We start from the raw sequence: 13562 nt of genomic DNA, 5'->3' as shown, positions 1-13562 counted from the left end.
GGGACAGGGAATGGCCGATTCCGGCACGATCTATACTTGGGAAGGCCTCAACAAGAACGGCGACCGCGTCAAGGGCGAAGTGCCCGCGGAGAACGAGACCTCCGCGCGCGCCGAACTGCGCAAGAACGGCGTCAACGTTCTGAAAATCAAGAAGAAGCCGAAACCCCTTCTGGGAGGCGGGCAGAAGAAGATCATCCCCGCCGACATCGCATATTTCCTGCGGCAGATGACCACCATGCTGCAGTCGGGCGTGCCGCTGGTGCAGGCGTTCGAAATCGTGGGACGGGGCAACGAAAAGGCCTCGATGCGCGATCTGATCATGCAGATCAAAACCGACGTCGAGGGCGGCGACACCTTCGCCACCGCCCTGTCGAAGCACCCGAAGCACTTCGACGACCTCGTGGTGAATCTGGTCGAGTCGGGCGAGCAGTCCGGAACCCTGGAGACGCTGCTCGACAAGATCGCGACCTACAAGGAGAAAACGGAGGCCCTCAAGGCCAAGATCCGCAAGGCCCTGTTCTATCCGGCGGCGGTCATCGTGGTGGCCATCGTGGTAACGGCCATCCTGCTGATCTACGTGGTGCCGCAGTTCGAATCCCTGTTCCAGGGCTTCGGTGCGGACCTGCCGGTGTTCACTCGCATGGTCATCAACCTGTCGGAATTCGTGCAGGCCTGGTGGTGGGCCCTGCTTGGCGGGGCCGTTCTGGCCGGTTTCCTCTTCGTCCAGGCACGCCAGCGTCTCCCGAAATTCGATCGCTTCCTCGACATCGCGATCCTGCGTGCCCCGGCATTCGGGCCCATCCTGCGCAAGGCCGCAGTGGCCCGCTTCGCCCGCACGCTGTCCACCATGTTCGCCGCCGGCGTGCCTTTGGTGGACGCGCTCAATTCGGTGTCCGGCGCGACGGGTAACGCCGTTTATCGCGAAGCCACCGAGCGCATGCGCGATGAGACCGCGGCCGGGGGCCAGCTGCAATGGTCGATGCGCAATACCGCCGTGTTTCCCAACATGGTGGTGCAGATGGTCGCGATCGGCGAGGAATCCGGCTCGCTGGACACCATGCTGGGCAAGGTCGCCGACTTCTACGAAGAAGAGGTCGACAACGCGGTGGACAGCCTGTCCAGCCTGCTCGAGCCGCTGATCATGGTCGTGCTGGGCGTGCTGGTCGGCGGCCTGGTCATCGCCATGTATCTGCCGATCTTCCACATGGGGCAGGTCCTGTGACGACCACCCGCGGCCGACGGCAATGAGTGACCTGCTGGCCAACCCGGCGATCGCGATCGCGGTCGCCGCCGTACTCGGGCTCATGATCGGCAGTTTCATCAACGTCGTCATCGCGCGGCTGCCGGTCATGCTCGAACGGGAATGGCAGACCGAGGCCCGCTATGTGCTGGATGGCGAGGAACCCGCAGCGGATGCCACTGCGGAACGTTTCGACCTGATCCGTCCCCGCTCGCGCTGTCCGAACTGCCAGCGCGCCATCCGCGCGATCGAGAACATCCCGCTGCTCAGCTTTGTGGTCCTGCGTGGCCGCTGTCCCGGCTGTGGTGTGCGCATCAGCTGGCAGTATCCGGCAGTGGAACTGCTCACCGGGGTCCTGTTCGCAGTCACCGTCTGGTATTTCGGCACGGGCATCGAAGCCGGCATGGCCCTGATCCTGACGGCCGTCCTGGTCGCGGCCGGGGGAATCGACGCCCGCACCACCCTGCTGCCGGACCAGCTGACGCTCCCGCTGCTGTGGCTCGGTCTGCTGGTCAACAGCTTCGGGCTGTTCACCGATCTGCAGTCCGCGGTGTTCGGGGCCATGGCGGGTTACCTGCTCCTGTGGCTGATCTTCCACGGCTTCCGCCTGCTCACCGGGAAGGAAGGGATGGGTTATGGCGATTTCAAGCTGCTGGCTGCCCTCGGGGCGTGGCTGGGCTGGCAGGCCCTGCCCGTCATCCTGCTGCTCGCGTCACTGGTGGGCGCAGCGGTCGGGATCGCGCTGATCGCCCTGCGCGGGCGCGACCGCAACATCCCCATTCCTTTCGGCCCGTACCTCGCCGCCGCCGGCTGGCTGACGCTGATCACGGGCGACGCCTTGCTGCGCATCTATTTCCCGCACGGCCTATAATCGGAGGTATGGAACGGGCGGGCCTGACCGGCGGAATCGGATCCGGGAAAACCCGGGTGGCGGCATTGTTCGCGGAACTGGGGGTACCGGTTCTGGATGCCGACCGCGTCACCCGCGAACTGCAGGAACCCGGCCACCCCCTGCACGGGGCCATCGTTGAATACTTCGGCCCCGGGGTGCTCGATCCGCGCGGCCACCTCGATCGACGTGCGCTGGCCGCGCGCGTGTTTGCCGACCCGGCCGAGCGCGAAGCGCTGGAAGCCATCGTTCACCCGCGGGTCCATCGGGAGATCCATTCCCGACTCCAGCAATACGACACGGACGCCCCGTATGCCCTGATCGTGGTCCCGCTGCTGTTCGAGGCCGGCTGGGAGGACGATTTTGTGCGGGTGATCACCGTCGAATGCACGCCCGAGGAGCAAATCGAACGAGTCACCCGGCGCGACGACCGGACCCGGGAGGAGGTCGCCGCCATCATGGAACGTCAGCTCGGGGCCGAGGAACGCCGCCGCCGGGCCGATGCCTGGATCGACAACCGGGACTTCGTGGACGATGCCCGGCTTCGTGAACAGGTGCTGACCATCGACCGCGAATTGCGCTCCCTCACTTCCGACGGGTAGAAACCATGCCCCCCAATGTTCGATACTGCAGGATCTTCAATCCAATGGCGCCGCCGTGACCCGTCCGCTGATCTTCGAACAGCCCCTTCACGAACGGATCCGCCTCCTGCTCCGGCTGGAGGCGCTTACGCAACGTTTCGGTGACGCCCTGCAGGCAGGGCAACCTTACGACCATCACGAGGCCCTGGTCTCCCTGGTCGACATCTATGCGCTGGTCACGCGCGTCGACATCAAGCGCGAGTTGATGGGCGAGATCGAACGCCAGACCGCCAATCTGCAGCGGCTGGCCGACCAGCCCGGGATCGACGCCAGCCGCTTCCGAAGCACGATGGACGACCAGCGACGCCTGCATTCCGCACTGGAAGAGCAGGCCGGGGCGCTGGACGGGGCGGTCCGCGAAAACGAATTCTTCAACAGTGTGCGCCAGCGGATGGCCCTGCCCGGGGGCGCCTTCGACTTTGACCTCCCGATCTACCACCACTGGCTGTCACAGCCCGTGGAGGCACGCACCGAGCTGCTGCTGGAGTGGTTCCGGCCGCTGGAGAGCGTGACCGAGGCCACACAGCACGTGCTGCGCTATATTCGGGGATCCGGCAACGACCGCAGCGTCACCGCCGAAGAAGGTTTTCTGGAACAGCCCCTGGACAGCCAGCACGCCTGGCAGATGATCCGGGTCAGTGTGGACCCGCAGCTGGGCATCTACCCCGAGATCTCGGGCGGGCGTCAGCGCTTTACCGTGCGCTTCATGGATCCCGGCGATTTCCGCTCGCGCCCGAATCCGGTGCGCGAGGATGTGACGTTCGGCCTTTGCTGCTGCGCCCTGTAGTTAGGACCGGGCGGCACCGCCCGTGGCGTCACTCCCCGCCGCCCGGCGGCTCTCCGAGCAGACCACGAATGGCCGCAATCCCGCAGGCACCGGCGGCGCGGGCCGGCGCGAGGCTGCCCGCGTCCAGCCCCCCCAGGGCGTAGACCGGCACCGGACTCGCCGCGGTCAGACGTGCCAGACCGTCCCAGCCCAGCGGCGTCGCCCCCGGGTGCGTCCGGGTCGGCCGGACCGGACCGACCACGGCCAGATCGGGCGCCAGCCTCCCCGCCTCCTGGAGACCCGTGACATCGTGCGCCGACACGCTGATACGGCCGGCTACCGCGGGGCGCCGGGACAGCGCCCGCCAGCGCCGCTCCGGCAGATGCACCCCGGCCGGCGGCAGCTCGTCCAGCCAGTCCAGCGGCGCGTTCAGCAGCACTTCGGTACCCAGCGACTGCGACACCGCCACCAGATCCCGGGCAAAGCGGAGATAGTCGTCCCGTGCCAGCCCCGGCGCACGGATCTGCAACAGCCCCACGTCCCCGTGCCGGAGGCGGGCCGCCACACGGTCCACCACGGCGGCGATGCCGTCGGACCCGGCCGGGTCGGGCGTCACCAGAAGGAAATCGGGGAGCTGCAACAGGCGCAGTATCGGGCCGTTGGCGGCCGGGAAATCCGCCGGATCCAGCGCGGCCGCTACGCGCCAGCACAGGGCACGTCCTTCGCACTCCCGGACCTCGCCGCTCCAGTCCGGCACCCGGAACACGTGCAACCTGACGCGGCGGTCGCCGTAGTCGTGCTCCAGCCGCAGGCAGGGGATGGCCTGCTCGACCCCCAGGCCGGTCTCCTCCCGGATCTCGCGTACCAGGCCCGCGACCGGGGACTCGTCCGCCTCCAGCTTGCCGCCGGGGAATTCGAGGCGGCCCGGCTGATGCTGCCCGGCCCCGCGCTGACCAACCAGGACCCGGCCGGCCCCGTCCTCGATCACGCCCAGCGCCACATCAAGCGGTGCCGCCTCAGGAGCGGTATTCGGCATTGATGCGCACGTACTCGTGGGAGAAATCGCAGGTGTACTTGCGCGCCCGCGCATCGCCCCGTCCGAGGTCGATGGCGATGGTGATCTCGTCGGCCGCGAAGGCGGCCTGGCCGTCTTCCTCGCGGTATTCGGGCGCGCGGCCGCCAGCGCGCACGATCGCCAGACCGTTGATGTCCACCGTGACCCCCTCGATCCGGAGATCGCTGACGCCGGCCCGTCCCACGGCTGCGAGGATGCGCCCCCAGTTCGGGTCGCTGGCGTACAGCGCGGTCTTCACCAGAGGGGACAACGCGACCGTCTCGGCAACGCGCTCGGCTTCCGCCCGCTCGCATGCGCCCGTCACCTCCACGGTCACGAACTTGGTCGCCCCTTCCCCGTCGCGCACGATCGCGGTCGCCAGTTCCAGACACAGTGACCCCAGCGCCTGCGCGAACGCGGTGCGGTCGGCATCGCCGGCGAGGCGGACACCGCTGGCCCCGCTGGCCATGCAGACCAGCGCGTCATTGGTCGAGGTATCGCCATCCACGGTAATGGCGTTGAAACTGTCACGGTTCGCCTCGCGCAGCAGCGCGTCCAGCTCGTCCGCATCGGTGGCCAGATCGGTGCCGACAAACCCCAGCATCGTCGCCATGTCGGGATGGATCATCCCCGATCCCTTCGCCATGCCTGTCAGCCGCACGCGCCCTTGGGACAGCCGGACGTCGCGGCTTGCGACCTTGGTCACCGTGTCGGTGGTCATGATCGCCCGCGCCGCCCGCAGCCAGCTCTCGCCATCCTCGGCCAGTCCGGCATGGAGCGCAGGCAGGGCCGCCTCCAGCCGCTCCAGCGGAAAAGGCTCGCCGATCACCCCGGTGGAAAACGGCAGCACCGCCGAGGCCTCGCTGTCGACCAACCGGGCCAGGGCCGTGCAGCTGGCCTTGGCCGCACGCAGCCCGGGCTCACCGGTACCCGCGTTGGCGTTCCCGGCGTTGATCAGAAGCCAGCGGGGACGCCCCTCCGCCTGATGGCGACGAGCGACCTCCACCGGCGCGGCGCGAAAGGCACTGGTTGTGTACAACGCGGCGACCACTGCGTGTTCGCCACCGTCCATCAGCACCAGGTCATCACGACCGGCATACCGGATGCCGGCCGCCCCGGCTGCCAGACGGATGCCCGGCACGGCCGGCGGCGCCGACGGTTCCTGCAGTCCCACGGCCATCAGCGCGTCTCCCCGGACCGGCCGTCAGAGACGGCCGTGGCAGTGCTTGTATTTCTTGCCGGAACCGCACCAGCAGGGCTCGTTGCGTCCGAGCTTGGGCTCCTCCCGCCGGTACGTCTCGTCACCACCGGCGACCTTGCGTGCGCCCTCGTCCGCGGCGCCCCCGTCGTCCTCGTCCGCGGCCAGCGGACTGTCGGGATTCTCGTGGCGGAAGTTCATGGCCCCGGTGTCCGGTGCCTGGCGCTCCGGCTGCAGCTGTTCGGCTTCCTCGGCCGAGCGCAGCTGGATGCGCAGCAGCATCTTGATCACGTCGTGCTTGATGCGCTCCAGCAGCGACTGGAACATCGCGAACGCTTCTTTCTTGTATTCCTGCTTGGGGTTGCGGTTGGCATACCCGCGCAGGCCGATCCCCTGGCGCAGATAGTCCATCGCCGCCAGGTGTTCCTTCCACTGCGAATCCAGCACCTGCAGCATCACGTCGCGCTGCAGGCGATTCATGGTGGCATCACCCAGCTGTTCGCGCTTGCCGTTGAGGGTCTCGCGCGCCCGCTCGATGATGCGCTCGCGCAGCGGCTCCTCGTGCAGGTCGTCCTCGTCATCCAGCCACTGCTTGACCGGCAGTTCCAGGCCGAATTCGTTGCGCAGCGCCTGCTCCAGCCCTTCCGGATCCCAGATATCCTCGATGCTGCCGGGCGGGATGTATTCGCTGATCTGTGCATTCATCACGTCGGCCACCAGGGCATCAATGGTGTCGCTGATGTCCTCGGTGGTCAGCAGCTCCGCGCGCTGCTCGTAGATGACCTGGCGCTGGTCGTTGGCGACGTCGTCGTATTCCAGCAGCTGCTTGCGGATATCGAAGTTGTGCGCCTCGACCTTGCGCTGGGCGTTCTCGATGGCGCGCGAGACCCAGGCGTTCTCGATCGCCTCGCCTTCCTTCATGCCCAGGCGTCCCATCAGGGACTTCACCCGTTCGGATGCGAACACCCGCATCAGGTTGTCTTCCAGGGACAGGAAGAACCGGCTGGAGCCCGGATCGCCCTGGCGCCCCGAACGCCCGCGCAGCTGGTTGTCGATGCGCCGCGATTCGTGCCGCTCCGAGCCGATGATGTGCAGGCCGCCGGCGGCGATGACGTCGTCGTGGCGTTTCTGCCAGTCTTCGCGGATGCGTTCGCGCTGCTGCTCGTCGTTCGGATCGACACCGGCCAGTTCCGCGTCGAGACTGCCGCCGAGGACGATGTCGGTACCGCGCCCGGCCATGTTGGTGGCCAGAGTCACGGCCCCCGGACGTCCCGCCTGGGCGATGATGTGCGCCTCGCGCTCGTGCTGCTTGGCGTTGAGCACCTCGAATTCGATGCCCTTCTCCTTGAGGGACTTCGCCAGCCGCTCGGAGCTGTCGACCGAGGCCGTGCCGACCAGCACCGGCTGGCCGCGTTCGACGCACCACTGGATCTCCTTCGCGATCGCGTCGTACTTCTCGTCCTGGGTCAGGTACACCAGATCCTGCATGTCCTCGCGGATCAGCGGCTTGTTACCGGGAACCACCACAACCTCCAGGCCGTAGATGGTCTGGAACTCGTAGGCTTCGGTATCCGCGGTGCCGGTCATGCCCGCCAGCTTGTCGTACTGGCGGAAATAGTTCTGGAAGGTGATCGAGGCGAGCGTCTGGTTCTCGCGCTGGATCGGCACGCCCTCCTTGGCCTCGATCGCCTGATGCAGCCCCTCGGACCAGCGCCGACCGGTCATGATGCGGCCGGTGAATTCGTCGATGATCTGGACCTGGTTGTCGCGCACCAGATAGTCGACATCCCGCTGGAACAGGGCATGCGCGCGCAGCGCTGCGTTCAGATGGTGCAGGACCGCGATCGCGCCGGCGTCGTACAGCGACTGGTCCTCCTCCAGCAGGCCGGCCTCGCGCAGCAGGGCCTCGGCCTTCTCGTGGCCCTCCTCGCTGAGGAAGACCTGTTTGGCCTTCTCGTCAACGAAGTAGTCGCCCTCGCTCTCTTCGTCTTCCTGACGCGTCAGCTGCGGCGGGATCGCATTCATGCGCTCGTACAGCTCGGAGTCCGAGCCGGACGGGCCGGAAATGATCAGGGGCGTGCGCGCCTCGTCGATCAGGATCGAGTCCACCTCGTCGACCAGCGCGTAGTTCAGGCCCCGCTGCACGCGCTGATCGGCCGAAAAGGCCATGTTGTCGCGCAGATAGTCGAAACCGAACTCGTTGTTCGTGCCATAGGTGATGTCGGCCGCGTAGGCCTCGGTACGGGTGACCGGCCGCAGGCCGTCCATGCCTTCCTCACCCGCCACATGGTCGGGGTCGAACACGAACGAGGAGGCACCGCCCGACTGCCCGCCGGAGGAGTTGATGACGCCGACCGTCAGCCCCAGGGCCTGGTAGAGCCGTCCCATCCAGGCCGCATCGCGGCGGGCGAGATAGTCGTTCACGGTCACCACGTGCACGCCATCGCCCGGCAGCGCATTGAGATAGGCCGTCAGGGTCGCGACCAGGGTCTTGCCCTCGCCGGTGCGCATTTCCGCGATCCGTCCGTCGTGCAGGACCATCCCGCCCATCAGCTGGACATCGAAGTGGCGCAGGCCCAGTACGCGGTCGCTCATCGCGCGGCAGACCGCGAAGGCTTCCGGCAGCAGCGCATCCACGTCCTCGCCCGACTGCAGCCGCCGGCGGAATTCATCCGTCTTGTGCCGCAGCTCTTCCTGCGGCAGATCGTCGATGGCCGGGGCCAGGGCATTGATGCGCTCGGCCTTTTTCGCGTAGCGCTTGATGATGCGGTCGTTGCGACTGCCGAAGAACTTGCGTACGAGCTGCTTCATGGGGATCCGGAAGATTGGCTGAAACCGACCTAGGATAAACGATCCGCGGAGGTCACGCTCAGCGATGGACGTAGTCGGCCGGATTCTCCGGTCCGCCGGGACCGTGGACTTCGAAATGGAGATGGGTATCCGTCGCCCGTCCGGTACTGCCCATGCGGGCGATGGGCTGGCCCGCTTCCACCCGTTCCCCGGGATCGACCAGCAACTCCGAATTATGCGCGTAACGGGTCAGCAACCCGTCGGCATGAACGATGTCGACGCTGCGCCCGAACCCGCCGTTGGTGTCCGCCCGCACCACGATCCCGTCCGCGGCCGCCCGGATCTCGGAGCCCTCGCGTCCGGCGTAGTCGATGCCGGAATGGAAACGCCGCTCGCCGGTGAACGGATCGTCGCGGTATCCAAAGGCCGAACTGACCCAGGCCTCGGATTCCACCGGCCGCACGCCGGGGCGCATGCGCTCGTCCCGGGCATCGCCGCGCACCGCCTCGTCCAGGCGCGCGACCGTCGTGTCGCGCCGCCCCAGCAGGTGATCCAGCGCGGCGATGCGACGGTCCACCGCGGCCGCGGAGTCCGGCGGCGCCGGTCCGCCGCGACCGCCGGCCTCCGGTTCCAGCGCCTCCGGGTCCAGATCCAGGGCGTCGCCCAGACCGGACATGCGCAGGTCCAGACGCGCCTGGCGGTTTTCCAGCTCGACCACACGGGACGCCAGCGACTCCACCCCCTCGCGCGCGAGTTCGCGTTCCGCGAGTTCGAGATCGGGCGAGCCCACGGTCGGAAGCACGGGGATTTCGACCACGTCACGCTGCTGCTGGCCCAGCTGATAGCCGGCGGTCACGACCGCGGCCAGCACCCCCAGCAGCGCCGGAACCACCAGCCACAGCGGGATCCGGGTACAGACACCGCCGGCTCGTAGTAGCATCAGGTCCATGCAACCTCCGTTGATTCCTCCAAGCCCCGAGCGGGAGGCGCCATGTCAGCCATGACGCCGCCCCGCATCGGCCGATACATCCGCGCCGCGTGGCAGAGCCACGTCACCCCGGACCGGGCACTGGAACGGGCGCTGGCCGGGCTGGTCGGAACGCACGTCGCCAGCGGGCGCCTCCAGCTGGTGCGCCACGACACCACCCTGGTGGCGGTCTGCCGCGACCGTGCCCTGTGCACCGAGATGCGCTTCCAGCAGCGCGAGATCCTCAAGACCCTGCAGGCGGCCGGCTACCCCGAAGTGGAGCGCGTGCGGGTCGCCCTGGGTGGTGCGGCCCGCTCCACCGAACCGGATCCGGTGCGCAGCCGTCCGCCGATCCCGGACAGCGCCCGCCAGACCCTGGAACAGACGGCCGGCGAGGTCGACGATCCCCGGCTGGCGGGAGCACTGCGGCGGCTGGCCCGCGCCCGTCCCCGCGATACGGGGAACGACACCGGCTGACGTCCCTCAACCGGTGGCGCCCGGCTCCAGCTGCCCGAACGAGATCGGCAGCGGCTCGGAGGGATCCTCGAAGGTAACCTTTTCCCAGGCCGTCCGGTCCGCGGCCAGCTGACGGATGAGCTGATTGTTCAGGGCATGGCCGGACTTGTGCCCGGTGAAAGCCCCGATCAGGCTGTGGCCCAGCAGGTAGAGATCGCCGACCACGTCGAGGATCTTGTGTTTTACCAGCTCGTTGTCGTAGCGCAGCCCGGTCTCGTTGAGGATCTTGAAGTCGTCCAGCACCACGGCATTGTCCAGGCTGCCGCCCAGTGCCAGCTGATTCGCACGCAGGGCCTCGATGTCGCGCATGAACCCGAAGGTTCGGGCGCGCGAGACTTCCTTCACGAACGAGGTGGACGAGAAATCCAGCTCGGCGCGCTGGCTCCCGTCGGTGAACATGGGGTGTTCAAAGTCGATGCAGAAGCCGACCTTGAACCCTTCATAGGGATCGAAGCGCACCCATTTGTCGCCGTCGCGAACCTCCACGCTGCGCTTCACCCGGATGAATTCCTTGGGAGCATCCTGCTCCTTGAGACCCGCGGACTGCAGCAGGAACACGAACGGTCCCGCGCTGCCGTCCATGATCGGGACCTCCGCAGCGCTCACGTCGACGAAGAGATTGTCGATGCCCAGACCGGCCACCGCCGACAGCAGATGTTCCACGGTGGAAACCCGCGCATCGCCGTTGACCAGGGTCGTGGACAGCCGCGTGTCCCCGACGTTCTCGGCCCGTGCCGGGATTTCCACCGGCGGGTCGAGGTCATCGCGGTGAAACACGATTCCGGTATTGGGGGGGGCCGGACGCAGCGTAAGGACCACCTTCTCGCCCGTATGGAGCCCCACTCCGGTCGCCCGGATGCTGTTCTTGAGCGTTCTTTGCCTGATCAACGCACTGCCTCTTCTGCGAGAGCGCATGGAGGGGAGCCCGGGCCCTCCCGGGCTCCGTTCATGCACACAACGAATACTCCATTATTGCAGGATTCCGCTCCTCCTGCATGTCAAGTCCCTCAGTCAGCCTGCTTGCGCAGGAAAGCCGGGATGTCGAGCACATCGATATTCGACTGCTGGTTACCGCTGCCGTAATCGGTCGCGACCTCGTCCTGGCCGCGGCGCTGACGCTGGTGCGTGGGGCGGTCGAAGTCCACGTCGGAACCGGCCGCCGCCTGCTGCGGCTGGGCATCCACCACGCGCACCTGCGGGCGTTCGGGCTGCTCGGTCTGCGCGCCCAGGCCGGTGGCCACCAGCGTGACCCGCATCTCGTCGCTCATCTCGGGATCGATGACGGTACCCACCACCACGGTGGCGTCCTCGGAGGCCAGCGCCTTCACCGCTTCGCCGACTTCCTCGAATTCGCCGATACCGACATCCATGCCGCCGGTCACGTTGACCAGGATGCCGCGGGCCCCGGAAATGTCGATGTCCTCCAGCAGCGGGCTGGCAATCGCGGCCTCGGCGGCCTGACGCGCACGGTCTTCGCCGGAACCGGTGCCGGTCCCCATCATTGCCATGCCCATCTCGCGCATCACGTTGCGTACGTCGGCAAAGTCGACGTTGATCAGGCCCGGACGGGTGATCAGCTCGGCGATGCCCTGCACCGCGCCGAACAGCACGTCGTTGGCGGCCTTGAAGGCGTCCAGCAGGGTGGTGTTCTTGCCCATCACCGTGAGCAGCTTCTCGTTGGGGATGGTGATCAGGGAGTCCACCTGCTCGGTCAGCGCCTTGATCCCGGACATGGCGACCTGCATGCGCTTCTTGCCCTCGAACGGGAACGGCTTGGTCACCACGGCGACCGTCAGAATGCCCATCTCCTTGGCGATCTGTGCCACCACCGGGGCCGCGCCGGTGCCGGTGCCGCCGCCCATGCCGGCGGTGATGAACACCATGTCCGCGCCGTGCAGCAGGTCCTGCACCCGCTCGCGATCCTCCAGTGCGGCCTCGCGGCCCACCGACGGATCGGCCCCGGCGCCCAGGCCCTTGGTGATGTCCCCGCCCAGCTGCAGCAGGGTCTTGGAATCCAGGCTCTTGAGCGCCTGGGCATCGGTATTGGCGCAGATGAAATCCACGCCATCCAGCTGCGAATGAACCATGTGCTGTACGGCGTTGCCGCCGCCGCCACCCACGCCCACGACCTTGATCGTGGCGCTCTGGCTAAAGGTATCCATCAGTTCGAACGTCATGATTGCGTCCTCTTGTTTCGTGTGTACATGTCCTTCCTTCTCGGTAGCCGGAGAGCGGTCCGGCCCTTCGGTCCGGCCTAGAACTGGCCGGTAAACCAGCGCTTCATGCGCGCCCAGATCCCCTGGAACCCGGATTCCACCGGGCGTGACTCCTGCAGGGCCCGTGACTCGCGGGCATACAGCAGCAGGCCCACCCCGGTGGCATGCACCGGATTGCGCACCACGTCCAGCAGCCCGGTCACGTGCTGCGGAACACCCAGGCGAACGGGCATGTGGAAGACCTCCTCGGCGAGATCCACCCCACCTTCCATCCGCGACGATCCGCCGGTCAGAACCACCCCGGCAGCGATCATTTCTTCGGTTCCGGAACGGCGCAGCTCGGCCTGAACCAGCTGCAGCAGCTCCTCGTAACGCGGCTCCACCACCGAGGCGAGGGTCTGCCGCGACAAGCGGCGCGCCTCGCGGTCACCCACCCCCGGGACTTCGATGGACTCCCCGGGGTCGGCCAGCGAGCGCAGCGCGCAGGCGTATTTCATCTTCAGTTCCTCGGCGTACTGCGTCGGCGTACGCAGCGCGACCGCGATGTCGTTGGTGACCTGGTCGCCGGCAATCGGCAGCACCGCGGTGTGCGCGATGGCGCCGTGGGAGAACACCGCGATGTCGGTGGTGCCGCCCCCGACATCGACCAGGCAGACCCCCAGATCCTTCTCGTCCTCGGTCAGCACCGAATACGACGACGCCAGCTGCTCGAGGATGATGTCGTCCACCCGCAGGCCGCAGCGTTCCACGCATTTCACGATGTTCTGCGCCGCCGACACCGCGCCGGTGACCAGATGGACCTTGGCCTCCAGGCGCACGCCGGACATCCCCACCGGTTCGCGGATGCCCTCCTGCTCGTCGATGATGTATTCCTGCGGGAGCACGTGGAGGATGCGCTGGTCGGCGGGGATCGCGATGGCCCGCGCGGCGTCGATGACCCGCTCGACGTCGCCCGGCCCCACCTCGCCGTCCTTGATGGCCACCACGCCGGTCGAGTTGTAGCTCTTCACGTGACTCCCGGCGATACCGGTGTACACCGAGTGGATTTCGCAGCCGGCCATCAGCTCGGCCTCCTCCACCGCGCGCTGGATCGACTGCACGGTGGACTCGATGTTGACCACCACGCCCTTCTTCAGTCCGCGCGAGGGCGACGAGCCGATGCCGATGATCTCGATCTCGCCATCGTCCTTCAGCTCGCCGACGATGGCCTCGATCTTCGAGGTCCCGACATCCAGCCCGACGATCAGACCCGATTCCGCCTTCTTTGCCATCATCTCCCCGCGTC

12 protein-coding genes are annotated in these 13562 nt (G+C 67.3%); 5 read left to right on the top strand and 7 right to left on the bottom strand.

Going from position 1 to position 13562, the window contains the following annotated elements; all coding sequences use genetic code 11:
• The first annotated feature begins 10 nt into the window (after window positions 1-10).
• The 4 genes from F788_RS0102420 to zapD are packed head-to-tail and all read left to right on the top strand — an operon-like array spanning window position 11 to window position 3557.
• Window positions 11-1222, top strand: a complete 1212-nt coding sequence (locus F788_RS0102420) for a type II secretion system F family protein (protein ID WP_019589154.1) — start codon at window positions 11-13, stop codon at window positions 1220-1222.
• Window positions 1223-1244: 22 nt separating this feature from the next.
• Window positions 1245-2111: an A24 family peptidase gene (locus F788_RS0102415; protein WP_019589153.1), complete on the top strand. Its 867-nt coding sequence runs from the start codon at window positions 1245-1247 to the stop codon at window positions 2109-2111.
• A gap of 8 nt (window positions 2112-2119) precedes the next feature.
• Entirely contained in the window at window positions 2120-2731 is a 612-nt protein-coding gene (coaE, locus tag F788_RS0102410; RefSeq protein WP_019589152.1) for a dephospho-CoA kinase, read from the top strand.
• 55 nt (window positions 2732-2786) lie between these two features.
• A complete protein-coding gene (gene zapD / locus F788_RS0102405; protein WP_019589151.1) occupies window positions 2787-3557 on the top strand; it encodes a cell division protein ZapD in 771 nt (256 codons plus the stop codon).
• 28 nt (window positions 3558-3585) lie between these two features.
• Here zapD and F788_RS0102400 read toward each other — a convergent pair whose 3' ends face one another.
• From F788_RS0102400 to F788_RS0102385, 4 genes are read right to left on the bottom strand one after another with little or no spacing between them, the layout of a single operon-like run.
• Window positions 3586-4572 carry a Nudix family hydrolase gene (locus tag F788_RS0102400; protein ID WP_026332680.1) on the bottom strand — a complete coding sequence of 329 codons (987 nt, stop codon included), beginning with the start codon at window positions 4570-4572 and terminating at the stop codon, window positions 3586-3588.
• On the bottom strand, window positions 4553-5770 hold the full coding sequence (gene argJ / locus F788_RS0102395; protein ID WP_019589149.1) for a bifunctional glutamate N-acetyltransferase/amino-acid acetyltransferase ArgJ: 1218 nt from the start codon (window positions 5768-5770) through the stop codon (window positions 4553-4555). The genes F788_RS0102400 and argJ overlap by 20 nt, the downstream gene beginning before the upstream one ends.
• A 24-nt stretch (window positions 5771-5794) precedes the next feature.
• A complete protein-coding gene (secA, locus tag F788_RS0102390) occupies window positions 5795-8599 on the bottom strand; it encodes a preprotein translocase subunit SecA (RefSeq protein ID WP_019589148.1) in 2805 nt (934 codons plus the stop codon).
• Window positions 8600-8657: 58 nt separating this feature from the next.
• Window positions 8658-9527, bottom strand: coding sequence for a M23 family metallopeptidase (locus F788_RS0102385; protein WP_019589147.1), 870 nt, complete (start codon window positions 9525-9527; stop codon window positions 8658-8660).
• 51 nt (window positions 9528-9578) lie between these two features.
• Here F788_RS0102385 and F788_RS0102380 point away from each other — a divergent pair, with 51 nt between their 5' ends.
• The gene (locus F788_RS0102380; RefSeq protein ID WP_018869882.1) at window positions 9579-10022 is read left to right on the top strand and encodes a DciA family protein; all 444 of its coding nucleotides are present in this window, start codon (window positions 9579-9581) and stop codon (window positions 10020-10022) included.
• A gap of 6 nt (window positions 10023-10028) precedes the next feature.
• Here F788_RS0102380 and lpxC read toward each other — a convergent pair whose 3' ends face one another.
• From lpxC to ftsA, 3 genes are all read right to left on the bottom strand, one after another.
• On the bottom strand, window positions 10029-10949 hold the full coding sequence (lpxC, locus tag F788_RS0102375; protein ID WP_081617416.1) for a UDP-3-O-acyl-N-acetylglucosamine deacetylase: 921 nt from the start codon (window positions 10947-10949) through the stop codon (window positions 10029-10031).
• A 119-nt stretch (window positions 10950-11068) separates the two neighbouring features.
• Window positions 11069-12238, bottom strand: a complete 1170-nt coding sequence (ftsZ, locus tag F788_RS0102370) for a cell division protein FtsZ (RefSeq protein ID WP_019021424.1) — start codon at window positions 12236-12238, stop codon at window positions 11069-11071.
• A gap of 77 nt (window positions 12239-12315) precedes the next feature.
• Window positions 12316-13551 carry a cell division protein FtsA gene (gene ftsA, locus F788_RS0102365; protein ID WP_019589145.1) on the bottom strand — a complete coding sequence of 412 codons (1236 nt, stop codon included), beginning with the start codon at window positions 13549-13551 and terminating at the stop codon, window positions 12316-12318.
• Window positions 13552-13562: the final 11 nt, after the last annotated feature.

Source organism: Thioalkalivibrio sp. ALE10 (assembly GCF_000381385.1).
In the GTDB taxonomy this organism is placed as follows: domain Bacteria; phylum Pseudomonadota; class Gammaproteobacteria; order Ectothiorhodospirales; family Ectothiorhodospiraceae; genus Thioalkalivibrio.
The sequence above is the reverse complement of the archived record's forward strand: the minus strand, read 5'-3'. Positions and strand labels throughout refer to the sequence as shown.